Origin of the sequence: Bradyrhizobium sp. HKCCYLRH2047, from assembly GCF_051168175.1 — a bacterium.
GTDB lineage: Bacteria > Pseudomonadota > Alphaproteobacteria > Rhizobiales > Xanthobacteraceae > Bradyrhizobium.
On the sequence record NZ_JBNPUM010000010.1, the window covers coordinates 101,563 to 125,092 of the forward strand.

Genomic DNA, 23,530 nt, shown 5'->3' on the forward strand with positions numbered 1-23,530 from the left:
TGAAGCGAAACCGGCGCAGGAATTGCAACCAGTCGGGACGACCTCGGTCTATGATATTTTGGCCGAGACCATCACCCGGGCTAATAGGGCGACCATGCCATGAACCTGCGCCAGTTGGAGATCCTGCGGGCGGTCATCCGCCACCACACCACGGTCGCTGCCGCCGAGGAGCTCGCGCTGTCGCAGCCTGCGATCAGCAATGCGCTGAAGGCGATGGAGGCGCAGGCCGGCTTCACGCTGTTCGAGCGCGTCAACAACCGGCTGTTCCCGACGCCCGAGGCGATGACGCTCTATGAGGAGAGCGAGGCGATCTTCACCCTGCACGCCCGGCTCGAAAACCGCGTGCGTGACCTGCGCGAGCAGAAGACGGGTCATCTGTCGATCGTCGCCACGCCGCCGCTCGCCTACAGCATCATCCCGCCGACCTTGTCAGGCTTCCTGCGGCGCCGGCCGCAGACGCGGATGTTCTTCGACGTGCGCCGCTACGAGGGCATCATCGAGGGCGTGCTCGGCAACGTCGCCGAGCTCGGCTTCGCGCTCGGACTGTCTGACCATCCCGGGATCGCCCATGAGGTCGTGCACACCGGCGAGATGGTGTGCGTGATGCCGGCCCGGCATCCGCTTGCGGAATGCGACGTGATTTCAGCGCGGGATCTCGCCGGGTTCCCGCTGATCGGTCTCGAACGCGGCACGCGCCTCGGCGAAGCCGTGCGCGAGAGCTTTCGGCAAGCCGATGCCGACTTCCAGCCGACCGTCGAAGTGCGTTACTGCAACACGGCCTGCGTGCTGGCTTCGACCGGCGTCGGCGTCGCCGTGGTCGATCCATTCTCGCCGCGCCAGGGCGGGCATGATCTCGTGGTACGGCCGTTCACGCCGAGCACCAAAGTCTCGGCCTATGTGCTGTGGTCGGAGGCGCGGCCGCTGTCGAACCTGGCGAAGACGTTTCGCAGCGAGGTGCGAAACGCGAGCCGCAGTCTTGCGGGCGGCCTCGACGCGATCGGGGCTCCGTGTCTCGCCGCTTCCACACAACGCGGCTGAGCTTGCCGATCGGAATGCGTCCATTAAACCCGTGGACGCATCGTTTGCGGCCCATCATCCAGAAACGCCCGCCTGCGACGGGCTTCTCGGGATGATGCGCCGCGTCACTGTCGTCTTGCGGCTGGCGGCGGAATTGTTGCAGTCGACCATGGCTCGCCCGACCGCAATCGCGCCGCCAGCGCCGCCGCGCAGCCGGCGAGCAGCTTCTCGCCCTTTGCAGCAGATGCCTTGCGCGCATCGCCTGCGACGCCGGAGGTGGTGATGTCGCCGAACGATCTGAACATTTTCAGCGACGGCACCAGCGAGCCCATGATGTCGAAGCTCGGCCCAAAGGCCGCGTCGAGCCTCGCCGCGTCGACGAGGCCGGGATGAGCCGCCATCATCATCGAGGTCTCGGCTTCGCAGGCATGCATCACGCCGTCCTGATCCTCGAGGACCTTGGCCATGGTCTCCCGCCCTTCCATGAAATAGGTCGTCGTCGCGATCGACGCATTGAGCTCGCGCGTCAGTTCGCCGGTGAGGGTGGCCAGCGCCTGGATGTTGCCGCCATGGCCGTTGACGATCACGATGCGGCGGAAGCCGGCATTCAGAATCGAGCGGCACAGGTCCCTGAGCACGGCGTGGTAGGTGGAGAGGCTGAGGGTGAAGGTGCCACCGAACGGAACGTGATGGTCGGCCAGCCCGCACCAAACGGTCGGCGCGACCACGATGGGATAGTCTGGAGTCAGCTCCAGCGCGGTGCGACGGCAGACCTCGCTGCACAGGAAGTCATCAACTCCCGTCGGCAGATGCGGACCATGCTGCTCGGTCGAGGCCACCGGCAACAGCACGATCGCGTCTCGGGCCGCGAGCGCGCGAAGCGCTGCGGCGGAAAGTCTGTTCCAGGCGGTTTCGGTCATGATGGCTGCTCGCATGGTCGGAGATGAGGCAGATTGGCTCAGATCACGCAGCGACCGCAACAGCCCATCTCGGCGTCTCTTGCACGCAGGCCAACAGTCGCCTGCGTGCAGCCAGGCCCGCACGCCACCGCGCGATACAGCGGCCTCTCCCACAAGGGTGACGGCGCGGCAACCCGGACCGCACCCTCGGCTACATCAGGAGCATGCTACGCTCAAACATCGGCAGCGATTTCGACCTCGACAAGGTGCAACGGCCCTGCGTCCTCACAACACCACGGCCCGCGCGGCGGGCCAGTCTCACGCCCGCGTCAATTCGATGTCGTGGGTCTGCTTCGTCTCCGCGTCGTACACCCTGATCTGCAACATCGGAAACCGGCGCTTGAGGTCATGCGCGCCGTTGTGTGCACCATCCTTGGTCTTGAATTCGGTCTTGATCTGACCATCGACCACGACGGCATAGCCGGTCAGCGGAAGGTCTTTGCCGGATTTGTCTTGAGCAGGCTTGTTGTGAACAGACTTCTCTTGGGCAGACTTGAGCATTGCGAGCCGACGTCGATTCGTGAGTTGAAGGGGTGCCGAGCGCGCGATCTCTCCGCCTCGGACGACTCCGATGTAAGGTGAGTCTGTCGCGACGAGCAAGCGAAGACGTGTTCTTCACAAGCAGGACAACTACGGTTCAACCTGACGGCGCAGCGCCGGCCCGCGATGATCTCGGGATGTTCAGCGCGAACGAGTCGCGCAAGTTCCAGACTTGCGACGCGAACGTTCCGGTGGCTCGGCATCATGCTCGCCACCGCGAACGAGGAGCGCTGTGGTCGCGCGTCTCTCAGCGCCCGCAGCGCCCACCTCGCACCACCCCCAAGGCAGCAGCCCGATGCCAACTTGAGATGCGCTCTCCGACTGAGCACGGGTAGACGCAAAATCCCGCCACCATCGAACGAACGAATCAGCATGGCCGCCATGCGCGAATTGCCCGTCGTGTTAGTTCGTCGCACGTTTGGCGCTTGCGCCGTCGGGCAAATCACCTGCACATTTCCGCGCATCCCGCCTCATGAAGAGGGGCGTGTCGCGAACGTCACGAGACGTGGAGTGCGGGATGCGATGGACGCGACGTGTCGCAGCGGGTGTCATGCCTGCGGACGAACGGCACGGTGCGGACGGCGAAATCGCATGGTCCTGGCGCCGCGACGCTGGCGTCAAGCTCGCGACGAGGTTTCAGCCTCGCGCGGGTGACGGTGGCAAGACAGCCCGTTCACCGGGGAGAGTGCGTATAAGCCGTAACACCGTCGCGCAGGGAAGGCCGGGATGTCTCGGCCGAACCTGTGGTTCCTGCCCCGTGCATTCTTTCCGCACGGGGGCCATGGGGGCGGCGAGCTCCCGGCCTTCCCTGCGCCCTCTCCCTTGAAGAGGGTTCCGTCAAGCAAGACTCGGGCGCGATCCGCGCCGCGAGATCGCGACGTGCTGATTTGTAGACGTTCTGTTTGTCGATGGCTGTTTGTCAGAGTGAACTGCTGACCAATGTTGCGTGCCGTGCACGGGGGCACGACGATCTCCGTAAGATGACGGATGGGCTTGCCGACCGCCGGTGCCGCTCCGGCAGCCAGGGATCGTAAACGGCTGGGCAGACCGTTGACCCGCCATTTACCTCACGGTCCGACCACGACATCGTGATTTGATGCAGGTCAACATGCCCGGCCCGGACGCACCACCTACTGACAAGGCGTTCAAGCGAATCAGGCCTTGCCGTTACCTCGTTCGGCGTCCCTCGAACGGTCCTGTGCACTTGTCATCATGGAGAACCACATGAGCGAGACCGGCGTGACCGCCCTGGATCACACCGTCCAGGAAACCAACATCTGGCTGAAGGCCATCGAGCAGCGCCTCGCGCTGGCGAGCCGGCAGCAGGCCTACAATGCACTGCGTGCCGTGCTTCATGTGCTGCGCGACCGCATGCCCCTGGCCGTCGCCGTGAATTTCGGCGTCCAGTTGCCGATGCTCATTCGCGGGATCTACTACGAGGGCTGGCACCACGCGGCAACCCCGACCAAGGACCGCCATCTCGAATATTTCGTCGATGACATCTTCCGCCAACTGCCGCCGCAATTCCCGGTCGATCCGCTCACGGCGGCGCGCGGCATCTTCGAGATTCTCTGGGAGAAGCTCGATCCCGGCGAGTTCGACAAGCTGATGGCTCACCTGCCCGTGTCGCTGCGCAATCTGCGCGAGCCGGCGACGTAAGCGTCAGTGCGCCAACTGCCGGTACAGCGCCGGCAGTGCGGCCGGTAGTCGCCGGATGTTGCCGACGATGGCGTAGCCGCCGCGACCGAACAGGGTTGGAAAATACGACTGCGCCGACGCATCGATGGTCACGCCGAACACCGCGACGCCGCCGCGTCGCGCTTCCCGCACCGCCTTGCGCGTGTCCTCGATCGCGAACCGTCCCTCATAGTGATCGACGTCGTTCGGCTTGCCGTCGGTCAGCACCAGCAGCAGGCGCTTGCGCTCGGATCGCTCGGCGAGCTCGCCGGCGGCGTGACGCACCGCCGTGCCGATACGCGTGTAGTAGCCGGGCCTGAGCGCGCCGATGCGGCGCTCGACCCGCCCGCTCATCGGCTCGCCGAATGCCTTCACGGTCTCCAGGCGGACCCACGAGTTGCGCCGCGAGGTGAAGGTGAGAATGCTGTGGCTGTCGCCGCAGGCCGACAGCCCATGCGCCAGCACCAGCAGCGCCTCCTTCTCGACGTCGAGGACGCGCACGCCATCGATCCATGCATCGGTCGACAGCGACACGTCGACCAGGAGAGTCACCGCGAGATCATGCGCCAGCGGGCGCATCGCGAGGTGCACGCGGTCGATGCCGCCATGGCCGGCATTGAGATCGCTGCGCGCGCGCACCAGCGCGTCGATGTCGAGGTCGTGGCCGTCGGCCTGCGCGCGCATGATCTCGTGGCGCGGCCGCAAGGTCTCGAACCTGCGCCGGACGCTGCGGATCCGCCGGCGCATCGCATCGTCCGGAGCCCACGCCTCGCCCGCTTCGGCGGCGTCGCCGGTCACGACGCGGCAATGATCCGGCAGATAGGCGCCGCTGCGATAATTCCATTCGGGATACAGCCGGCCGCTGTCGAGCCTCGCGGTGTCGACCGCCTCGGGCGGCAGATCGAGGTCGAACTTCAGCTTGCTCGCCGGCCGCCCCTTGCGCCTGGCGATCGCAAGCTCGTCGAGATCGTCGGCGGCCTTGCGGGCGTCGTCATCGTCGGTATCGTCGGACGGACGATCGACATTGACCATCTCCGCCATCGCGAGGATCTTCTCGAAGCGGTTGAGAATGAATGGATCGCGCTTGGCCGTGTCGTCGCGCTCGCGCCGCGCGAATCGCTTGCGGGTGTCGGGTGCCCCCTCCTGCTCTGCGGGCGTCTGCGTCTCGTCGTCGTCGCGCGCCGCGGCAACGGCATCGCGACCCCAGCAATCGCCCCACAGCGGACACGGCAGCATCGGCCGATAGCCGGGCGGGGCGGCCTGCGGCAACGGGCCGCCGGCGATGACCGCATTCCACAGCGCGCCTTTGGGCGGCGCGCCCGCGCCGAGCAGCGCCATGACGATGTGCTCGACCTGCTGCTCGAGCCGAGGCAGCGGCCGCCGCGGCCGCGCCGCAGCCAGCGCTTCAGCGAGTTGCGCATGCGGACGCGCCAGCCCCGGGAAGCGCGCCAGCACCAGCGAGGTCGTCTCACAGGCCCGGCGCAGCGCCAGCAGATCACGCCGCAGCGGATCGCGCTCCGCGATCGGCTCGACTGCCATGGTCGCGAACCACGCCGCGAGCCAGTGATAGAGCTGCGCATTGAGCGCGCGATCCGGCAGCAGCGCGATGGTCTCCGGCAGGAACACGGTGGCGCCGTCGCGCCCGGCCTGGTCGAGGCATTCGTCGCCGAGGCCAATGCGCTGGCGCCAGCCGAGCCGATGGCCCGATTTGCGCGCCTTGGCTCCGGCGATCTGCACGCCGCTCTCGCCGCCCAGCGCGCGGAACATGACGGCGATGCGGCCGCTGATCTCGTTCAGGGCGACGGCCTGGTCCGGATGGACCGGATAGCTCGAGGTCGTGCCGACCATGCGATGCCAGGCACGGCCGACGGTCTCCTCCAGTTCGAGGAAGTCGAGCATGGCTCACCCGATCACGGCATGCGCGACCTCGCGCAGCGCGGCCTTGACGTCGGCGTCGTCGGTGAGCGGCTCGATCATCGCAGCGAGCACGGCGTCCGCGATGGATGCTCCGGCGGCGACGAGCGTCGCACAATAGACCAGCAAGCGCGTCGAGACGCCCTCCTCCAGGTCATGGCCCTGCAGCGCGCGCAGCCGATGCGCGAGCGCCACCAGCGGCCGAACGCGCTCCGGCGCCAGCCCGCTCTCGGCGGCAACCACCACGATCTCCTGCTCGGCCGGCAGGAAGCCGAATTCGATGGCGATGAAGCGCTGCCGTGTCGACGGCTTGAGCGCCTTGTGCAGCGACTGGTAGCCGGGATTGTAGGAGACCACGAGCATGAAGCCGTCGGGCGCGATCAGCTCCTCGCCGGTGCGCTCCAAGGGCAGGATCCGGCGGTCGTCGGTGAGGGGATGCAGCACGACGGTGACGTCCTTGCGGGCCTCGACGACCTCGTCCAGATAGCAGATTCCGCCCTCGCGCACCGCGCGGGTCAGCGGGCCGTCGGTCCACACGGTGTCGCCGCCCTTGAGCAGATAGCGCCCGGTGAGGTCGGCGGCGGTGAGGTCGTCGTGACAGGCGACCGTGTGCAGCGGCAGGCCCAGTCGCGCCGCCATGTGCGCGACGAAGCGGGTCTTGCCGCAGCCGGTCGGCCCCTTCAGCAGCACCGGCAGGCGATGTCGGAACGCATGCTCGAACAGCGCGCATTCATGGCCGGTCGGCGTGTACGAGGGGAACGACGGGGCGGTATGGATCGCGTGCAGCGCGGGCTTCATGACAACTCTCCGTATCAGGGGGATACAGGCGGCGGCATCGAGGCCGCCGCCTACGGGATTTCACTCCGCCGGCTGCAGCGCGCCGGGCAGCGCAGCCTCCTTGGTGCGGCCGGGCACCAGCACGGCCCAGACGAACATCAGCGCCGCGATCGCCACGAACACGCCGGAGCCGAGCCGCACCCAGTAGAACATCGCGAGCTGGTCCTGCACGTCCATGTAGCTCTGGCCGAGCACGCGCTGCAGATGCACCTGGATGATACCGGCGAAGGTCAGTGCAAAGGTCATCGTCATCATCGCCGTGCACATGATCCAGAAGCTCGCCATCGAGAGCCACTGGTTATACGGCGCACGCTGGCGCAGCTGCGGCACCGCATAGGCCATGACGGCGAGGTTGAGCATCACATAGGCGCCGAAGAAGGCGAGATGGCCGTGTGCCGCCGTGACCTGGGTGCCGTGGGTGTAGTAGTTCACGCTGGACAGCGTGTGCAGGAAGCCCCACACGCCGGCGCCGAGGAACGCCATGACGGAGCAGCCGACCGACCACAGCAGCGCGGCGCGGTTCGGATGCTTGCGGCCGGCCTTGAGCGTCATCTGCACCGTGAAGATCACCATGGTGAAGAACGGCGCGACCTCGAGGGTCGAGAACAGCGAGCCGATCCACTGCCAGTAGCCGGGGGCGCCGATCCAGTAGAAATGATGGCCGGTGCCGAGGATGCCGGAGAACAGCGCAAGGCCAATGATGACGTAGAGCCACTTCTCGACCACCTCGCGATCGATGCCGTTGAGCTTGATCATCAGGAAGGCCAGGATCGAGGCCATGATCAGCTCCCAGACGCCTTCGACCCAGAGATGGACGATGTACCACCAGTACATCTTGTCGACGGCGAGATTGGCCGGATTGTAGAAGGCGAACAGGAAGAAGATCGCCACGCCCCACAGCCCGAACAGCAGGATGTTGGTCACCGTGGTCTTGCGACCCTTGAGCGCCGTCATCGTGACGTTGAACAGGAACATCAGGCAGACGACGACGATGCCGACCTTGATGATGAAGGGCTGCTCGAGGAACTCGCGGCCCTCATGGTAGTGGAAGAGATAGCCGACCACGGCCGCTCCCGCGGCGCCAAAGAACATCCAGAACTGGATCTTGGCGAGCAGCGGGCTGTAGAGCTCGGTCTCGGTCTCCTCGGGCAGCAGGAAGTAGGTGGCGCCCATGAAGCCGATCAGCGACCACACGATCAGCGCGTTGGTGTGGATCATGCGGACGATGTTGAAGGGCAGCAGTACCGACAGCGTGTTCGGCAGCACATAGATCGTGCCGGCGAGCAGGCCGAAGATGACCTGGGCGAGGAAGAGCGTCAGCGCGCCGTAGAAATACAGCATCGCGACCTTCTGGGTCTCATATCTCATCGCGGATCTCTCTCATGACGGGGGGCGGGATGCCGGCTCAGCCGGCCTTGTTCGGCGGCCAGTCCTGGCGCTTGATCGTGTCGGTCCATTGCAGGAAGTCCGCGAGATCGTTGAGCTCCTGGTCGGACAGGTTGAACTGCGGCATCTGCCGGCGGCCGGGCGCGCCGGAGGGTTGCGACTGCATCCAGGACTTCAGCATCTCGCGCGCGGCGGCCGGGTCCTGCCTGCCGCCCCAGCGGTCCCAGACATTGCCGACCTCTGGCGCGAAATAGGCGCCCTCGCCCAGCAGCGTGTGGCAGTTGATGCAGGAGTTTTTCTCCCAGACGTGCTTGCCGCGAGCGACGCCGTCGGACAGCGTCGACGCACTGGTCGAGGTCGTGACCATGTAGTAGTGGCTGTGCGCTGTGAGCCCGAGGAAGATCGCAAAGAAGAAGGCCGAACCGCCGTAGAAGACGTTCCGTGCGGCAGACTTGGTCAGGCGTTCCGCCATGACACGTCCTTTCCGTTTGGTGAAGGTCGATGGTGAAGGCAATCTACCGGCACTGCCGGGAGTCTCTTTGTCGCCGCGCAAGCAGCATGGCGATGGCGCGTCAGACCAGAGCGCGGATAGCCACCGCGAGCCCGGCGAGCGCGACCAGGCCTAGGAGCCACGATGTGAGCAGGCCCCGCCACAGCGCGGGCGCATGGCGCAGGCCGAGAAAATCCAGCACGATCACCCTGCCCTTGGCCAATGCGAGCACGAGCACGAGAGCATCGGCGAGCCAGCGATTCGGCAGCAGCAGCGAGGCCGCGAGCGTGGCGGTGGCGAGGCTCAGCAATTGAAGCCAGGCGAGCGTGAGGCGATCGCGGACCATGACTCATCCCACCAGATAGAGGATCGGGAACATCACGATCCAGACCAGGTCGACCATGTGCCAGAACGCCGTCCCGGTCTCGACGCTGTCGGGCGCGGCATGACGACCGACGCCTCCCAGGATGACCATCCCGAGCACGACGTGGAGCAGATGGAAGCCCGTGAGCAGAAAATAGAGCGTGAAGAACGGCGACGTCTCGAAGCCTGCGCCGGCGGCAATCTCCCTGCCATACTCGGTCAGCTTGACGGCAATGAAGGCCGCGCCGAGCAGGATCGCCAGCATGATCCAACGCCGTGCGGTGGGCGGCGATGCGCCTCTCGCCGCGGCCGCCGCGCGCGCCGCAGCCCACCCGCTCGTCACAAGCACGATTGTGTTCAATGCGGCGAGAGGTCCGTCCAGCATGGCCTGCCCGGCCGCGAACACGACTGGATTGACTGCGCGCGCCACGACGAAAGCGCCGAGCAGCAGGCCGAAAGCGACGAGCTCGCTGAGGATCAGGACCCACATCATGGGGTCGCCCAGCAACCCGTCGAGCACGCCCCAGCGCTCCGTTGGTTCCGGTTCGTATGTGAGTGCCGACACCGCCACCTCCGATCAGATGTCGGCAAAGCTAGTCGGGGCGGCAGACATGCTCTTTGTCGGCGCACAAACAGCACGGCGCCTGGATGCGCTACGGGATCGGCATCAGGAGCATGTCCATGACCGAAGCGCAGCTCGGCCTCGTCACCGCCACCCCGATCATCATCGTGTTTGCAGCGGCGCTGCGGCGCATGGGCGTGCTGTCGACCACCGGGACGGTGTCCGCGATCGCGCTCTCCGTTGCGATTGCGGTTGTCCTGTTCACCACGCAGTAACCGGGCCTGGAACCTTTGCCGCTCTCGGGCGTCAGATCGTCCGGAGGTGCCGCATGGACGACAACCGGTTCGCAGAGCTGCTCGGAAGCGCCGCCATCGGCGTCTGGGGCGACATGCCGCGCGACATCCAGGAGGCGCTGTTCGAGACGGCGATGCGCGGTCACGACGATCTGAGGCACGAACTCGCCAAGCTGCTTCACGACCGGCATCCGCGGACACAGCATCCGCCGCGCCCGGCGTGAGCGGTCTCAGTCGCGATGATCATCAGCCCCGAACTGTGATGGTTCGTCGTAGCCCTTGCGGCTGCTGTAGAACAACAGCACCATCAGCCCGATCCCCACGATGAGCGAAAACACCACGCCGAGCGTGAGCGCGATCCAGCCCCCGGCCGGCATCGGATCACCAGGCAGGGTCATGCCCTGATAGGCGAAGATGACGGCGGCTGCGAGAATCAGCAGCAATGCAACGATGATGGTGATCGGTCCTGCACGCATGGTGGTCGCACTCCAGACACGAGAACAGGACGCGACCACGATCGTTCCAGGATGGGCGCGGTAACGGCGCACGGCGGCAGTTCCGAAATTCGAGGACGGAGTCCGCACCGTTCTCGCTGCGCCGCCGAAAGCATCGCGCTGCATCCAACCGCAGCATCATCTGCTCAAAGGATGACGCGCGCGCCTCCGCGCCTTGCCGCGGGCCGCATGGCTGCTCTCGCGGCGGATCGCTAGGCGTCGGGGAACTTAGCTGATAACCATACCGGCTTCCTATCGGCAGCAGAGGACAAGACCGGAGATGGACAACCGCAGCGAGATCTGGCGCGGCGTCGACGCGATCAAGACCCGTTTCATCGAGCTCAGCGACCGGGTGTGGAGCATGCCCGAGGTCTGCTACACCGAAGCCCGCTCCTCCGCCGAACACCTCACCGAGTTGAAGCACCAGGGTTTTCGGATCATCGAAAAGGTGGCGGGCATCCCGACCGCGCTGATGGGCGAATGGGGCGAAGGCGGTCCGGTCATCGCCTTCATGGGCGAATACGACGCCCTGCCCGGCCTCAGCCAGGAGGCCGGCGTCGCCGAGCATCGTCCGATCGAGACCGGCGGCCACGGCCATGGCTGCGGCCACAATCTCCTGGGCTCGGCCGCGCTGCTCGCGGCCACCGCCGTGAAGGACTGGCTCGCCGCCAACAAGGTCCCGGGACGCGTGCGCTACTACGGCTGCCCTGCCGAGGAGGGCGGCGCCGCAAAGGCCTTCATGGTGCGCTCGGGCGCGTTCGAGGATGCCGACATCGCGATCACCTGGCATCCGTCGAGCTTCTGGGAAGTGGTGATGACGCCCTCGCTCGCCAACACGCGCGCGGACTTCATCTTCACCGGACGCACCTCGCATGCGGCCGCCTCGCCGCATCTCGGCCGCAGCGCGCTCGACGCGGTGGAATTGATGAATGTCGGCGTCAACTACATGCGCGAGCACATGCCGAGCGACGCCCGCGTGCATTACGCACTGCTCGACACCGGCGGCATCGCACCCAACGTCGTGCAGGCGCATGCGCGCGTGCGCTACTCCATCCGCGCGCGCGACCTGCCCGGCATGAACGAGCTGGTCGGGCGCGTGCACAAGATCGCGCTAGGTGCCGCGATGATGACCGAGACCAAGGTCGAGATGAAGATCATCTCGGCGGTCTCCAACATCCTGCCCAACACGCCGCTCGAAGAGGCGCTGCACGGGATCATGGAAGAGCTCGGGCCGCCGCATTTCGATACGACCGACAAGGATTTCGCCGGGCAGATCCAGGCGACCCTGACCGACAAGGACATCGAATCCGTCTACTACAGCATCGGCATGGACCCGACCGACAAGCCGCTGGCCGACTTCCTGGTGCCGCTGAACGCCAAGCGCAATCCGCAGATCGGCTCGACCGATGTCGGAGACGTCAGCTGGGTGGTGCCAACGGTGCAGGTGCACGCGCCGACGGTGGCGATCGGCACGCCGTTCCATACCTGGCAGGTCGTCGCGCAAGGCAAGACGCCGGCCGCGCACAAGGCGATGGTGCAGGCCGCGAAGGCCATGGCCGGTCTCGGCATCAAGGCGTTCAATGAGCCGGCGCTGATCGCAGCCGCCAAGGCCGACCTGAAGAAGCGGACACAGCGCACGCCCTATGTCAGCCCGCTGCCCGCCGAGGTCGAGCCGCCGCTGACCATGTCGGTCGTTTGAGAGAGAAACTGGGGGGACACGATGGCGAAGACAGCGACAAAGAAGAAGCCGGCGGCGAAGACCGCCAAGCCGGCTCCGAAGCGCGCGGCCGCGCGCGCCACGGCCAACAGGAAGCCCGCAAAGGCGAAGCCGCAGGCCAGACCACAGGCGAAGGCAGCCGAGCCAAAGCCGCGGCTGCCGAAAGGACCAGTCTGGCAGTGGTCGGCGCTCGACACCGCCGCTGCGATCCGCTCCGGCGCGGTCTCCTCGGTCGAGGTGACCGAGGCCCATCTCGCGCGCATGCATGAGGTCAATCCGAAGCTGAATGCGGTCGTCGTCGATCTGTCCGAAGAAGCCTTGAAAGCTGCGCGCGCCGCGGACAAGGCGCGCAACAAGGACGGCCTGCTGCATGGCGTGCCCGTCACGATCAAGGAGAACGTCGACTACGAGGGACGGCCAAACCCCAACGGCGTTCCGGCGCAGACGGGGATCATCGCGCCGTCGGACGCGCCCGTCGTGCGCAACCTCAAGAAGGCGGGCGCGATCGTGCTCGGCCTCACCAACACGCCGGAATTCTCATTCCGCGGCTTCACGGACAACCCGCTGCACGGGCTGACCTTGAACCCGTGGGATCCCGAGATCACCTGTGGCGGCTCGTCGGGCGGCGCCGGAGCCGCGGTCGCCGCCGGCATCGGCACCATCGCGCATGGCAACGACATCGGCGGCTCGCTGCGCTGGCCGGCGCATTGCAACGGCGTGGTCACGATCAAGCCGACACAGGGGCGCATCCCGGCCTACAATGAAAGCGCCGCGGCCGAGCGGCCGATGCTGGCGCATCTGATGTCGTCGCAGGGGCCGCTGGCGCGCAGCGTCGCCGACGTCAGGCTGGCGCTGGAGGTGATGAGCCGGCGCGATCCGCGCGATCCCTGGTGGGTGCCGGCCCCGCTCGAGGGCGAGACGCCCAAGCGGCCGATCAAGGTCGCGCTCGCCAAGATTCCTGATGACATGGACGTCGATCCCTCGGTGCAGGCCGCGCTCCGGCAGGCCGCGGATCATCTGGAGCGCTCCGGCTACCGGGTCAGCGAGGTCGAGGTCCCCGACATCTCCGGCGTCTGGCAGACCTGGTGCGACGTCATCACCACCGAGGTGGTCGTGATGCAGGAAGCCAAGATGCTCGCCGTCACCTCCGAAGACTTCCACAAGGCGTGGGGAGGGATGCGGGCCAAGGCCGAGATCCTCGACCTCGCAGGCTGGATGAACGCGACGGCGCAGCGCTCCACCCATATCCGCGCCTGGCAGATGTTCTTCGAGGAGTATCCGGTGGTGCTGGCGCCAACGACGGTCAAGCCGACGCCGGGCCCGCGCGAGGACACGGTAAGCCCGGAGCGCGTGCGTGATATCTTCTTCAACGAGATCCGCTTCATCTCGGCCATCAACGTGCTCGGGCTGCCCGGCGCGGTGGTGCCGGTGGCGGTTCACAATGGCCAGCCGATCGGCGTGCAGCTGATCGCCGGCCGCTATCGCGAGGACCTCGCGCTCGATGCCGCCGCGGCGATCGAGAAGCGCGCGGGCATGCTGGTGCGGCAGCTCTGGGAGCGGATGGCTTAGTCTCGCGCCGGCCCGAAGACCCCTGGTTCTCGGGCCGTCACGTTTCCGACATCGCTTCAGCCTCGATTGTCGAAAGTCGAACACTGACGCCCATCGCGTTTGCCCGAGGGAGCCCCTCGGGTTGACGGGACGTCGCCGACCTGTCTATTTTGATGTATACGAATGAATATAGCACGGCATCGGTACGGGCCGCTGCGCCGGAACGGGACTTGCAATTCACCGAAGCGAACCCGTCTCTGTCGATATGAACGAGGACAATTGTGATGAGATCGATGCGCTTCGTCGCCGCTGCTCTGTGCGCGGCTGCCGCTCTCCTGACTGGGGCAAACGCGTTTGCCGGCAGCGCCAACATCGCCGTGGCCGCCAACTTCACCGAGCCGGCGAAGGAGATCGCCGGCCTGTTCAAGGCCAAGACGGGACACGAATTGGTGCTGAGCTTCGGCGCGTCCGGACAGTTCTACACCCAGATCAAGGAGAACGCGCCGTTCGCGATCCTGCTCTCCGCCGACGACGAACGGCCTAAGAAGCTGGTCGACGAGGGCCTCGGCGTCGCCGAGAGCCGCTTCACCTACGCCATCGGCAAGCTCGTGCTGTGGAGCAAGGACCCGAAGGCGGTGAAGGGCGAGGAAACGCTGAAGGCGAACGCGTTCAACAAGCTGTCGATCGCCAATCCCACCGCCGCGCCCTATGGCGCGGCCGCAGTGGAGACGCTGAAGGCGCTCAAGCTCTATGAAGCGATCCAGCCCAAGATCGTGCAGGGCAACACGATCTCGCAGGCGTTCCAGTTCGTCGATACCGGCAATGCCGAGGTGGGCTTCGTCGCGCTGTCGCAGCTGATGCCGAATGCCGGCGGGTCGCGCTGGCTGGTGCCGCAGACCCTCTACACCGAGATCCGCCAGGATGCCGTGCTGCTGAAGGCATCCGCCGGCAACGAGGCGGCGACTGCGTTCCTGACCTTCCTCAAGACTCCGGAAGCCCGTGCGGTCATCGAGAAGTTCGGCTATGCTCTGGACCCGAAGTCCGGCAGCTGAGCGCTCACGTCGATGAACTTCCAGGGATGAACTTGCACGTCTCGGCCGATATCTGGCAACCGGTCAGCCTGACCCTCGAATTGGCAGCGATCACGACCGTCATTCTGATGATTGTGGGAACACCGATCGCATGGTGGCTGGCGCGGTCGCAGGCGTGGTGGAAAGAGGCGGTCGCAGCCCTGGTGGCGATTCCACTGGTGCTGCCGCCGACCGTGCTCGGCTTCTATCTGCTGGTCGCGCTCGGCCCGAGCGGTCCGGGCGGGGCACTGGCTTCCTTGTGGGGCGCACGCACCCTCGCCTTCACTTTCCCGGGCCTCGTGATCGGCTCGGTGCTGTTCTCGATGCCGTTCGTGGTGCAGCCGATCCGCAACGCCTTCGAGGCCATGGGCGAGAAGCCCCTGGAAGCAGCCGCCACGCTGCGGGCCTCGCCCTGGCGCGCGTTCTGGACGATCGCCGTGCCGCTGGCGAGCCCCGGCTTCCTCACCGGCGCGATCCTCGGCTTTGCCCACACTGTCGGCGAGTTCGGCGTCGTGCTGATGATCGGCGGCAACATTCCCGGCAGGACGAAGGTGCTGTCGGTCGCGATCTACGACTACGTCGAGACCTCGCAATGGACCGAAGCCTCCGTGCTGGCGCTCGGCATGGTCGTGTTCTCGTTCGGCGTCATTCTGACGATGATGCTGATCGAGAAGAAGATGACGCGACGGGCGTCATGAGCACCGTCAAGGTCGATTTCCGCGGTACGCTCGGGCGCTTTGAGCTGAACGCGCGGTTCGAGGTTCCGGCGCGCGGCGTCACCGCGATCTTCGGCCCGTCCGGCTGTGGCAAGACCGCCGTCATGCGCAGCATCGCCGGCCTCAACCGCCTGGACGGACGATGCTCCGTCGCCGGCGACGTCTGGCAGGACGAGAAGACCTTCCGCCCGGTGCACCGGCGCCCGATCGGCTACGTGTTCCAGGAAGCCAATCTGTTTCCGCATCTCTCCGTCCGCCGCAACCTCATGTACGGCCATCCCGGCCCGTCCGGCCCCACCGCCATCGGCTTCGATGAGGTCGTGTCGCTGCTCGGCATCGCCAAGCTGCTGGAGCGCTCGCCGCGCCATCTGTCCGGCGGCGAGCGGCAGCGCGTGGCGATCGGCCGCGCTCTGCTCAGCCAGCCGAAGCTGCTGCTGATGGACGAGCCGCTGTCGGCGCTCGACCAGATGACCAAGGACGAGATCCTGCCCTATCTGGAGCGCCTGCATGCCGCGCTCGACCTGCCGATCCTCTACATCAGCCACGATATCGCGGAGGTCGAGCGGCTCGCCGATCAGCTGGTGCTGATGCGCAATGGCAGCGTCCTGGCTTCAGGCCCGCTGTCCGTGCTCCAAGCCGACCTGACACTGCCGCTCGCGCTCTCCCGCGATGCTGCGGTGAGTCTCGACGCCACCGTTCTGAAGCACGACGCCATCGACGGCATGGTGACGCTTGCGGTGCCCGGCGGGCATTTCGTGCTGCCGGCCGAGCCGCTTGCGTCCGGAACACGCCGCCGCCTGCGCGTGCTGGCCGATGACGTCAGCCTCGCCGTGGAAATGCCGAGCCGCAGCACCATCGTCAACGTGCTGCGCGCGAAGATCCTGGAAATCCGCAGCCAATCGGACCACCGCGTCACCGCCCTGCTCGGCCTCGGCGAGGACGGTGAGGGCGCGCGATTGCTGTCGCGGGTCACCCAACGCTCGTGGAACGAGCTCGGCCTGCAGGCGGGGCTTGCCGTCTACGCCCAGGTCAAGGGCGTCGCGCTGGTTCGGCGCGAAGAGCCCATCGTCTGATCGGCACGCGCCGACCCTCCCCCCACCATCGCAACACATGTTGTATAAGCGACAATATAGCGTCCGATGTTATATCTTAAACAATATAGCTTTGGATCGCAAAACCGAAGCCTGCCTGCTTTTCCTCAATGCAATGAACAAGTTGGTCGGCGCCCAACGATCTGGCCCGCGGCTTGCTCATTCGATCTCGCAACACGAGGTCATCAGCATGAAAGCCGCCGCCGTCACCTGGCATCCGAACGCGCCCAAGCCGCTCGCGCTGGTGCTGGGCACCAACGAGATCGCCTCCGCGATCGCGGCCAAGCTCAACCAGGCGTGCTTCGCGCTCGTCCTTTGTCACGACGCCTTTCCGCCGGTGATCCGACGCGGCATGGCCTTTCACGACGTCCTGTATGGTGAGACGTGCGACATCGACGGCGTGATCGGCTGCCGGGCCGAGGGCATCGCGGACGTCGTGCGCATTCATCGCGAGCCAGGCCGGGTCGCGGTCACCGGGATGCATCTCACCGACATCATCGCGTTCCGCTATCCCGCGGTCATCGTCGACGCACGGATGCAGAAGCATCTGGCGACGCCGGATCTGCGCGGCGTCGCCGGCATCGCCGTCGGCATTGGGCCGCGCTTTGCGGTCGGGCACAATTGCGACATCGCGGTCGAGACACATCCTTGCGAGACCGGCGCGATCGTGGCGCACGGCACGACGCGCGATGCGGACGGCAAGGCACGCGATCTCGGCGGCGCAGGCCGCGAGCGCTTCGTCTATTCCGATCAGGATGCCGTCTGGCATACGCCGCTCGACATCGGCACCCGCGTCTACAAAGGACTGCAGCTCGGATCGCTCGGCGGCACGCCGGTGCTGGCGCCGCTCGATGGCGCACTGCGCGGCATCGCGCGCGACGGTCTGCGCGTGCCGGCCAACGTCAAGCTGCTGGAGATCGATCCGCGCGGCCGCCACGCCGCATGGACCGGCATGGACGACCGCGGGCGATCGATCGCCGCGAGCGTCGTCTCGGCTGTCCAAGAGATCATGCGAACCGGTCGGAAGGCGGGCCGCGTCTCCGCCAATGCGTGAGGAGGACTGCCATGGGTGTCGCTGAGGTCGGGACATGTCAGATCGTGGCGCTGCAGGGCGCTGCGTCCACCGTCATCCAGGAGTTACTCGATGAGTTCGCCACGCGGCTCGCAGGCATGGGGCTGCGCGTCTCCGGCGTGATCGAGAGCAGCGTCGACAAGACCAGGCCGTGCAAGGCCATGATGCTGCGCAGCCTCGACGACAACCGCATGTTCTCGATCTCGCAGGATCTCGGCCCGGGATCGCAGGCCTGCAATCTCGATCCCGAAGGATTGGTGCTGGCCTGCGCCGCCGTGCAGCAGTCGATCGCGCGTGGCACGGATGTCGTGATCCTCAGCAAGTTCGGCAAGCAGGAGGCGGCGGGAGGTGGCCTCGCCGACGCCTTCGGCTCGGCGATGTCAGCCGGGCTTCCGATCATCACGGCGGTATCGCCTGCGATGATGGAGGCGTGGACGCGCTTCGCCGGCGTGTTCGCCGAATGCGTCCCGGTCGAAGTCGCGCGCCGTGCCGGCTGGATCGAAGCGTGGTCCGGCCGCATGGTGACAGCGCAGAGCCCGCGTGACATGATCGGCTCACAACGCGAGCGGATCGGAATAGGATGAAGCGCGAAGCTCAGATCGCATTGACCATCACTTTCGGCAACGGCGGAAGTCTGTCGCCCGAGGATCTGCTGCTGATCGACTTCATCCGCCGGGAGCGCTCGATCCTGGGCGCCGCGCGCGCGAGCGGCACCTCCTACCGCAAATGCTGGCTGATGGTCGATGCGCTCAACCGCACCTTCGAGACGCCGGTGTTCGAGACCCATCCCGGCCGCCGCGGCGGCGGCGCCGAGATCACGCCGTTCGGCGAGCGGCTGATCGCGCTGTATCGCTCGATGGAGCGGCGCACCCGCACGGCCACCGCTGCGGCGCTCGTCGAGCTGCAGAAGGCTACCGATCCGCGCTATCAGAAGCGGGCCAGCGGCGCGGCCGAGGCAGCTCCGAAGGCCGAACCGCGCCGGGTCCGATCGCGACGCTCTTGATCATCGCCCAGGCCGATAGATCCGGCTCCAACGCCAGCCGCTCGACCGATTCCAAGGTCACGAGCGCGTGGAGCCTGGTCGCACCGAGATCGAACGTCACGCGCACATAGGGCGGATCGAGCGGCAGGATCTCCTCGATCCGGCCCGGCAGCCGGTTGGTGATCGACACATCCATCGGCCGCGACAGCGCGATCGAGACGTCGCGGGCCTCGATGGTCACGGAGACGCCGGCGTCAACAGCCGCATCGACCATCGGCACGCGCAGCTCGCCGTCGGCGAAGAACAATGTCGACATGCCGTATTGCGGATCATGGCGCAGCACGCGCGCCGGCACCGTCGTGCTGAGAACGACGGACGAGGCTGAAGACGATGCAGACGAGCCGGTCATCGCGCGGCAGCCTCCACAGCCTCAGGGCCGGTCGTGATCGTACAGGACGCGCACGCGGATCGTGCCCTCCACCGCGCGCAGCTCCGACAGCAGCGCCTCGCCCTCACCGCCGACCACGTCGGTCTCGAGCACGACATAGCCGACCTCGGGATCGGTCTGCAGATATTGCGCAAGGATGTTGATGTTGTGCCGCGACACCGCATCGTTGACCTGGCGCAGCACGCCCGGCACGTTCCGGTGGACATGGATGAAGCGCGTGCCGGTCGGGCGCGCCGGCAACTGCACCTGCGGGAAGTTCACGGCGCCGAAGGTCGAGCCGACATCGGAATAGTCGATCAGCTTGCGCGCAACCTCGCCGCCGATGCGGTCCTGCGCCTCCTCGGTGGAGCCGCCGACATGCGGGGTCAGGATCACGTTGGGCAGGCCCTGCAGCGGCGAGACGAACGGATCGGCGTTCGAGGCCGGCTCGACCGGAAACACGTCGACGGCGGCGCCTGAGAGCTTGCCCTCGCGCAACGCGCTCGCCAGCGCCTCGATGTCGACTACCGTGCCGCGCGAATTGTTGATCAGATAGGCGCCGTCCTTCATGTGACGGATCTGGCGCTCGCCGATCATGTTGGCGGTCGCCGGCGTCTCCGGGACATGCAGCGACACGACGTCGCTGATCGCCAGGAGCTCGTCGAGGCTCTCGACCGGCTCGGTGTTGCCGTGGCGGAGCTTGTCGGTGAGATCGAAGAAGATCACCCGCATGCCCATGGCCTCGGCGAGGTTCGACAGCTGCGAGCCGATGTTGCCGTAGCCGACAATGCCGAGCGTCTTTCCGCGCACCTCTCGGCTGCCATTGGCGGACTTGTCCCAGCCGCCCGCATGCGCCGACACCGAGCGCGGGAAGATGCGGCGCATCAGCATCACGACCTCGGCGATCGTCAGCTCGGCGACGCTGCGGGTGTTCGAATAGGGCGCATTGAACACGGGGATGCCGAGCCGCTTCGCGGCATCGAGATCAACCTGGTTGGTGCCGACGGAGAAACAGCCGACCACCATCAGCCGATCGGCGGCCTGCAGCACTTCCTCGGTCAGATGCGTGCGCGAGCGAATGCCAAGCATGTGCACGCCCGACAGCATACGTTTCAACTCCGCCGAACCGAGCGCCTTCGGCAGCCGTTCGATTTCCGTATAGCCGTTGGCCTCGAACATGCGGACGGCCGAGTCGTTCACGCCCTCGAGGAGCAGAACGCGGATCTTTTGCTTGGGCAGCGATAGCGGCATGGGCCTGGCCTGATTCAGTCGTGGAGGTGGCGTAGTGTAGCGGTTGTTACAGTCGCGATGCGTTGAAACTTGGTGAATGCGACGCGGCAGGGTGGCTTTCTGTCGCTTTCTCAGGGTCTTGTCCACTCCGTCGCGGCCTTTTGACCGGCGATGCAAAATCACGCCTGGCATACCCGCCGCGCTGCACGGTCCGCACTGCAACAACCGCAGATCGTTGTTTTGGCTGCTGACAAACCATGCGAGCAGAGCTAGCCTTTCCTCCAATCACAAAATCATCGGGAGGTCAGCATGTCAGACGGGATTGTCGAGACACGCGCGTCGGAGGCGTCGGGCGGTGAAACGCAGACGGTCGATGTCGCCGTCGTGGGGGCCGGATTTGCAGGGCTTTACCTGCTGCACCGTCTGCGCAAGGCGGGCTTCTCGACCGTCGCTCTGGATACGGCCAACGACGTCGGCGGCACCTGGTACTGGAACCGCTATCCCGGCGCGCGCTGCGACATCCAGACCGTCGACTACAGCTACACCTTCGATCCTGAGCTCGAAAAGGCCTGGCAGTGGTCGGAGAAATACGCCACCCAGCCGGAGATCCTGCGCTATCTCGGCTTCGTCGCCGATCGCTACGATCTGCGCCGCGACATCCGCTTCGGCACCCGCGTGCTCGGCGCCGCCTGGGATGAGGCCAGGGAGCGCTGGCTGCTGACGACCGACCACGGCCCTGCCGTGTCCTGCCGCCACTACATCATGGCGACCGGCTGCCTGTCGCAGCCGAAGCCGCCGGAGATCGACGGCGTGCACGACTTCAAGGGCGAGATCTACTTCACCAGCCGCTGGCCGCATGATGGCGTCGACCTCCGCGGCAAGCGCGTGGCCGTGATCGGCACCGGCTCGTCCGGCATCCAGTCGATCCCGATCATCGCCGAGCAGGCCGCGCAGCTCACGGTGTTCCAGCGCACCCCGAACTTCGCGCTGCCGGCGCATAACGGTCCGCTCCCGGCCGATCGCGCCGCGCAGCTCGCGGAGGATCGCAAGGGGCTGCGCGAGCAGGCACGCTGGTCGATGACCGGCGTGCCGATCCCGCCGGCCACCGAATTCAGCTGGGCGCTGAGCGAGGCCGAGCGCCGCGAGCGCTTCGAGAAGATGTGGGCCTCCGGCGATCTCGTCGGCATGCTGACGCAGCTCTGGGCCGACCAGGGCGTCGATGCCGACGGCAACGCGCTGCTCGCCGATCTCATCCGCGAGAAGATCCGCGAGATCGTCAAGGATCCCGAGACGGCCGAGGCGCTCACGCCGCACGATCACCCGTTCGGCGCCAAGCGGCCGTGCCTGGACACGAACTACTACGCGACGTTCAACCGTCCGAACGTGACGCTGGTGAACCTGCGCAAGGAGCCGATCGCATCCATCACATCCAATGGCATCAAGACCGACAAGCGCAGCTTCGACATCGACGTCATCGTGTTCGCGACCGGCTTCGATGCCATGACCGGCGCGATCCGCGCGGTGCATCCGATCAAGGGCCGTGGCGGCAAGTCGCTCGACGACAGCTGGGCTGATGGCCCGGAGAGCTATCTTGGATTGACGGTCGCCGGCTTCCCCAACCTGTTCCTGATCACCGGTCCCGGTAGTCCATCGGTGCTGTCGAACATGGCGGTGTCGATCGAGCAGCACGTCGACTTCGTGGTCGATCGTCTCGCCGCGATGCGCGACGCCGGCTTCACCACCATCGAGCCGACCGAGACCGCGCAGGCCGGCTGGATGCGCCACATGGCGGACTGCTCGACGGTCACGCTGCACCGGCTCGCCAACACCTGGTACACAGGCGCCAACGTGCCGGGCAAGCCGCAGACGCTGATGCCATACACCGGCGGCGTCGGGCCCTATCGCGGCATCTGCAACGAGGTCGTCAGCCGCGGCATGCTCGGCTTCAAGCTCACGGGCCCGAACGGTGCGAGCCAGTGCAACGACGGCGAGATCGTGAAGCTGCAGCCGGATGTGCGGCTGGTGCTGAACATGCTCACCGAGATGAACCTGCCGCCGATCGAATCGATGGGCGCGCAAGGCGCACGCGACTTCGTCGCCGAATTCAACAAGGCCCGACCGCCGGGCCGCCCCGTGGGCGAGGTCAAGGACGGCACTCTGCAAGGCGCCGAGGGCCCTCTTGCCTACCGCCTCTACCGTCCGGCCACGCCCGGGCCGCATCCGATCGTCGTGTATTTCCATGGCGGCGGCTGGGTGCTCGGCGACGAGCAGTCGGACGATCCGTTCTGCCGCGACATGTGCCGCCGCTCCAACATGATCTTCGTCAGCGTGAACTACCGTCACGCGCCCGAGCATCGTTTCCCTGCAGCGGCCGAGGACGGCTATGCAGCGGCGAAGTGGGTGTCCGAGCACGCCGCCGAGCTCGGCGGACGCGACGGGCCGGTGCTGGTCGCCGGCTGGAGCGCCGGCGGCAACATCGCAGCCGTAACCTGCCAGCTCGCACGGGATCGCGGTGGACCTGCGATCGGCGGGCAGCTGCTGGTCTGCCCGGTGACCGATTGCAGCTTCGATCGGCCGTCCTACGCCGAGAATGCCGCCGGCTACTTCCTGACGCGCGGGCTGATGTTCTGGTTCTGGGACATCTATTGCTCGCCGGCGGATCGTACCGATCCACGGGTGTCGCCGCTGCGTGGTCAGCTCAACGGCCTGCCGCCGGCCTACATCGTCACCTGCGAGTTCGACCCGCTGCGCGACGAGGGTGTCGCCTATGCGGAAGCGCTCGCCGCCGCCGGCGTGCCGGTCGGGCAGCTCAAGGCCCACGGCCACTTCCACTCGTCGTTCACGATGGTCGACGTCGTGATCACCGGCATCGGCGGCCGCATGCAGATGGCCGACGCGCTGCAGGCGTTCACCCAGTCTGCGGAGGAAGGCGAATCGCCGGAGATCAACGCCGCCGCCAGCTGACGCGCGGAGCCTGCGGCCGAGCCATATCGCAATGGCCCGCAACTTTGCGGGCCGTTGCCACGACGCGCAGCTTGCGCCGGATCGTCCACGCCGTCACCGAGACAACCAGCCGGCCGTTACGGTGACGAAGGCGGTCGCGACGCTCGCCGGACAGCAGCACGAGACCATCACGGAGCGTGGA

The 23,530-nt window shown here is 66.5% G+C and carries 24 protein-coding genes; 13 read left to right on the top strand and 11 right to left on the bottom strand.

The window, feature by feature from the left end:
• Window positions 1-99 precede the first annotated feature (99 nt).
• On the top strand, window positions 100-1,038 hold the full coding sequence (locus ACQR1D_RS23650) for a LysR family transcriptional regulator (protein ID WP_315804435.1): 939 nt from the start codon (window positions 100-102) through the stop codon (window positions 1,036-1,038).
• A gap of 104 nt (window positions 1,039-1,142) precedes the next feature.
• Here the strand turns inward: ACQR1D_RS23650 and ACQR1D_RS23655 are convergent, their stop codons facing one another.
• Together ACQR1D_RS23655 and ACQR1D_RS23660 are read right to left on the bottom strand one after the other, a co-directional pair.
• Window positions 1,143-1,937, bottom strand: coding sequence for a creatininase family protein (locus ACQR1D_RS23655; protein WP_315804434.1), 795 nt, complete (start codon window positions 1,935-1,937; stop codon window positions 1,143-1,145).
• Between the two features lie 297 nt (window positions 1,938-2,234).
• Window positions 2,235-2,477, bottom strand: coding sequence for a hypothetical protein (locus tag ACQR1D_RS23660; RefSeq protein ID WP_315804433.1), 243 nt, complete (start codon window positions 2,475-2,477; stop codon window positions 2,235-2,237).
• 1,263 nt (window positions 2,478-3,740) lie between these two features.
• Here ACQR1D_RS23660 and ACQR1D_RS23665 point away from each other — a divergent pair.
• Complete coding sequence (locus tag ACQR1D_RS23665; RefSeq protein ID WP_315804432.1) at window positions 3,741-4,175, top strand: DUF2267 domain-containing protein; 435 nt, start codon at window positions 3,741-3,743, stop codon at window positions 4,173-4,175.
• A gap of 3 nt (window positions 4,176-4,178) precedes the next feature.
• Here ACQR1D_RS23665 and ACQR1D_RS23670 read toward each other — a convergent pair whose 3' ends face one another.
• The 6 genes from ACQR1D_RS23670 to ACQR1D_RS23695 form a co-directional block, all read right to left on the bottom strand.
• Entirely contained in the window at window positions 4,179-6,092 is a 1,914-nt protein-coding gene (locus ACQR1D_RS23670; RefSeq protein ID WP_315804431.1) for a nitric oxide reductase activation protein NorD, read from the bottom strand.
• Window positions 6,093-6,095: 3 nt separating this feature from the next.
• On the bottom strand, window positions 6,096-6,905 hold the full coding sequence (locus ACQR1D_RS23675; protein ID WP_315804430.1) for a CbbQ/NirQ/NorQ/GpvN family protein: 810 nt from the start codon (window positions 6,903-6,905) through the stop codon (window positions 6,096-6,098).
• A 60-nt stretch (window positions 6,906-6,965) separates the two neighbouring features.
• A complete protein-coding gene (locus tag ACQR1D_RS23680; RefSeq protein WP_315804429.1) occupies window positions 6,966-8,312 on the bottom strand; it encodes a cbb3-type cytochrome c oxidase subunit I in 1,347 nt (448 codons plus the stop codon).
• A 37-nt stretch (window positions 8,313-8,349) separates the two neighbouring features.
• A complete protein-coding gene (locus tag ACQR1D_RS23685; RefSeq protein ID WP_315804428.1) occupies window positions 8,350-8,802 on the bottom strand; it encodes a c-type cytochrome in 453 nt (150 codons plus the stop codon).
• A gap of 100 nt (window positions 8,803-8,902) precedes the next feature.
• Window positions 8,903-9,166: a cytochrome C oxidase subunit IV family protein gene (locus tag ACQR1D_RS23690; protein ID WP_316177915.1), complete on the bottom strand. Its 264-nt coding sequence runs from the start codon at window positions 9,164-9,166 to the stop codon at window positions 8,903-8,905.
• Window positions 9,167-9,169: 3 nt separating this feature from the next.
• Window positions 9,170-9,748 (bottom strand): cytochrome c oxidase subunit 3, encoded by a 579-nt coding sequence (locus ACQR1D_RS23695; RefSeq protein ID WP_434839165.1) that lies wholly within the window; start codon window positions 9,746-9,748, stop codon window positions 9,170-9,172.
• 116 nt (window positions 9,749-9,864) lie between these two features.
• Between ACQR1D_RS23695 and ACQR1D_RS23700 the strand changes: the two genes are divergently transcribed.
• Window positions 9,865-10,020: a hypothetical protein gene (locus ACQR1D_RS23700; RefSeq protein WP_315717764.1), complete on the top strand. Its 156-nt coding sequence runs from the start codon at window positions 9,865-9,867 to the stop codon at window positions 10,018-10,020.
• A 53-nt stretch (window positions 10,021-10,073) separates the two neighbouring features.
• Complete coding sequence (locus ACQR1D_RS23705) at window positions 10,074-10,262, top strand: hypothetical protein (protein ID WP_315804425.1); 189 nt, start codon at window positions 10,074-10,076, stop codon at window positions 10,260-10,262.
• A gap of 6 nt (window positions 10,263-10,268) precedes the next feature.
• Here ACQR1D_RS23705 and ACQR1D_RS23710 read toward each other — a convergent pair whose 3' ends face one another.
• Window positions 10,269-10,514 carry a hypothetical protein gene (locus ACQR1D_RS23710; RefSeq protein ID WP_434839166.1) on the bottom strand — a complete coding sequence of 82 codons (246 nt, stop codon included), beginning with the start codon at window positions 10,512-10,514 and terminating at the stop codon, window positions 10,269-10,271.
• Window positions 10,515-10,812: 298 nt separating this feature from the next.
• Here ACQR1D_RS23710 and ACQR1D_RS23715 point away from each other — a divergent pair, with 298 nt between their 5' ends.
• The 8 genes from ACQR1D_RS23715 to ACQR1D_RS23750 all read left to right on the top strand — a co-directional run bounded on the left by ACQR1D_RS23715 (window position 10,813) and on the right by ACQR1D_RS23750 (window position 18,749).
• Window positions 10,813-12,231, top strand: a complete 1,419-nt coding sequence (locus ACQR1D_RS23715; protein ID WP_434839167.1) for a M20 family metallopeptidase — start codon at window positions 10,813-10,815, stop codon at window positions 12,229-12,231.
• A gap of 21 nt (window positions 12,232-12,252) precedes the next feature.
• Window positions 12,253-13,818: an amidase family protein gene (locus tag ACQR1D_RS23720; protein ID WP_434839168.1), complete on the top strand. Its 1,566-nt coding sequence runs from the start codon at window positions 12,253-12,255 to the stop codon at window positions 13,816-13,818.
• Between the two features lie 263 nt (window positions 13,819-14,081).
• Window positions 14,082-14,849, top strand: coding sequence for a molybdate ABC transporter substrate-binding protein (gene modA / locus ACQR1D_RS23725; RefSeq protein WP_315804421.1), 768 nt, complete (start codon window positions 14,082-14,084; stop codon window positions 14,847-14,849).
• A 26-nt stretch (window positions 14,850-14,875) separates the two neighbouring features.
• Window positions 14,876-15,565 carry a molybdate ABC transporter permease subunit gene (gene modB, locus ACQR1D_RS23730; protein ID WP_316177910.1) on the top strand — a complete coding sequence of 230 codons (690 nt, stop codon included), beginning with the start codon at window positions 14,876-14,878 and terminating at the stop codon, window positions 15,563-15,565.
• Window positions 15,562-16,656, top strand: a complete 1,095-nt coding sequence (modC, locus tag ACQR1D_RS23735; RefSeq protein ID WP_316177908.1) for a molybdenum ABC transporter ATP-binding protein — start codon at window positions 15,562-15,564, stop codon at window positions 16,654-16,656. Before modB ends, modC begins: the two co-directional genes overlap by 4 nt.
• Before the next feature lie 208 nt (window positions 16,657-16,864).
• Entirely contained in the window at window positions 16,865-17,728 is an 864-nt protein-coding gene (locus ACQR1D_RS23740; protein WP_316217572.1) for a xanthine dehydrogenase, read from the top strand.
• Window positions 17,729-17,739: 11 nt separating this feature from the next.
• Complete coding sequence (locus tag ACQR1D_RS23745) at window positions 17,740-18,330, top strand: DUF2478 domain-containing protein (protein WP_316217574.1); 591 nt, start codon at window positions 17,740-17,742, stop codon at window positions 18,328-18,330.
• A complete protein-coding gene (locus ACQR1D_RS23750) occupies window positions 18,327-18,749 on the top strand; it encodes a winged helix-turn-helix domain-containing protein (RefSeq protein WP_434839169.1) in 423 nt (140 codons plus the stop codon). Before ACQR1D_RS23745 ends, ACQR1D_RS23750 begins: the two co-directional genes overlap by 4 nt.
• On the opposite strand, the gene ACQR1D_RS23755 is transcribed toward ACQR1D_RS23750, so the two are convergent.
• Entirely contained in the window at window positions 18,658-19,137 is a 480-nt protein-coding gene (locus ACQR1D_RS23755) for a TOBE domain-containing protein (protein ID WP_315804415.1), read from the bottom strand. The two genes, ACQR1D_RS23750 and ACQR1D_RS23755, sit on opposite strands and share 92 nt — an antisense overlap.
• A gap of 21 nt (window positions 19,138-19,158) precedes the next feature.
• Window positions 19,159-20,406: a phosphoglycerate dehydrogenase gene (gene serA, locus ACQR1D_RS23760; RefSeq protein WP_315804414.1), complete on the bottom strand. Its 1,248-nt coding sequence runs from the start codon at window positions 20,404-20,406 to the stop codon at window positions 19,159-19,161.
• A 288-nt stretch (window positions 20,407-20,694) separates the two neighbouring features.
• On the opposite strand from serA, the gene ACQR1D_RS23765 reads away from it, so the two are divergent.
• Complete coding sequence (locus tag ACQR1D_RS23765; protein WP_434839170.1) at window positions 20,695-23,349, top strand: alpha/beta hydrolase fold domain-containing protein; 2,655 nt, start codon at window positions 20,695-20,697, stop codon at window positions 23,347-23,349.
• Window positions 23,350-23,530 lie beyond the last annotated feature (181 nt).

Bases quoted from the DNA above. Each gene is read 5' to 3' on its own strand.
- ACQR1D_RS23650 (WP_315804435.1), top strand. From the start codon at position 100: ATGAACCTGCGCCAGTTGGAGATCCTGCGGGCGGTCATCCGCCACCAC.
- ACQR1D_RS23655 (WP_315804434.1), bottom strand. From the start codon at position 1,937: ATGACCGAAACCGCCTGGAACAGACTTTCCGCCGCAGCGCTTCGCGCG.
- ACQR1D_RS23660 (WP_315804433.1), bottom strand. From the start codon at position 2,477: ATGCTCAAGTCTGCCCAAGAGAAGTCTGTTCACAACAAGCCTGCTCAA.
- ACQR1D_RS23665 (WP_315804432.1), top strand. From the start codon at position 3,741: ATGAGCGAGACCGGCGTGACCGCCCTGGATCACACCGTCCAGGAAACC.
- ACQR1D_RS23670 (WP_315804431.1), bottom strand. From the start codon at position 6,092: ATGCTCGACTTCCTCGAACTGGAGGAGACCGTCGGCCGTGCCTGGCAT.
- ACQR1D_RS23675 (WP_315804430.1), bottom strand. From the start codon at position 6,905: ATGAAGCCCGCGCTGCACGCGATCCATACCGCCCCGTCGTTCCCCTCG.
- ACQR1D_RS23680 (WP_315804429.1), bottom strand. From the start codon at position 8,312: ATGAGATATGAGACCCAGAAGGTCGCGATGCTGTATTTCTACGGCGCG.
- ACQR1D_RS23685 (WP_315804428.1), bottom strand. From the start codon at position 8,802: ATGGCGGAACGCCTGACCAAGTCTGCCGCACGGAACGTCTTCTACGGC.
- ACQR1D_RS23690 (WP_316177915.1), bottom strand. From the start codon at position 9,166: ATGGTCCGCGATCGCCTCACGCTCGCCTGGCTTCAATTGCTGAGCCTC.
- ACQR1D_RS23700 (WP_315717764.1), top strand. From the start codon at position 9,865: ATGACCGAAGCGCAGCTCGGCCTCGTCACCGCCACCCCGATCATCATC.
- ACQR1D_RS23705 (WP_315804425.1), top strand. From the start codon at position 10,074: ATGGACGACAACCGGTTCGCAGAGCTGCTCGGAAGCGCCGCCATCGGC.
- ACQR1D_RS23710 (WP_434839166.1), bottom strand. From the start codon at position 10,514: ATGCGTGCAGGACCGATCACCATCATCGTTGCATTGCTGCTGATTCTC.
- ACQR1D_RS23715 (WP_434839167.1), top strand. From the start codon at position 10,813: ATGGACAACCGCAGCGAGATCTGGCGCGGCGTCGACGCGATCAAGACC.
- ACQR1D_RS23720 (WP_434839168.1), top strand. From the start codon at position 12,253: ATGGCGAAGACAGCGACAAAGAAGAAGCCGGCGGCGAAGACCGCCAAG.
- modA (WP_315804421.1), top strand. From the start codon at position 14,082: ATGAGATCGATGCGCTTCGTCGCCGCTGCTCTGTGCGCGGCTGCCGCT.
- modB (WP_316177910.1), top strand. From the start codon at position 14,876: ATGAACTTGCACGTCTCGGCCGATATCTGGCAACCGGTCAGCCTGACC.
- modC (WP_316177908.1), top strand. From the start codon at position 15,562: ATGAGCACCGTCAAGGTCGATTTCCGCGGTACGCTCGGGCGCTTTGAG.
- ACQR1D_RS23740 (WP_316217572.1), top strand. From the start codon at position 16,865: ATGAAAGCCGCCGCCGTCACCTGGCATCCGAACGCGCCCAAGCCGCTC.
- ACQR1D_RS23745 (WP_316217574.1), top strand. From the start codon at position 17,740: ATGGGTGTCGCTGAGGTCGGGACATGTCAGATCGTGGCGCTGCAGGGC.
- ACQR1D_RS23750 (WP_434839169.1), top strand. From the start codon at position 18,327: ATGAAGCGCGAAGCTCAGATCGCATTGACCATCACTTTCGGCAACGGC.
- ACQR1D_RS23755 (WP_315804415.1), bottom strand. From the start codon at position 19,137: ATGACCGGCTCGTCTGCATCGTCTTCAGCCTCGTCCGTCGTTCTCAGC.
- serA (WP_315804414.1), bottom strand. From the start codon at position 20,406: ATGCCGCTATCGCTGCCCAAGCAAAAGATCCGCGTTCTGCTCCTCGAG.
- ACQR1D_RS23765 (WP_434839170.1), top strand. From the start codon at position 20,695: ATGTCAGACGGGATTGTCGAGACACGCGCGTCGGAGGCGTCGGGCGGT.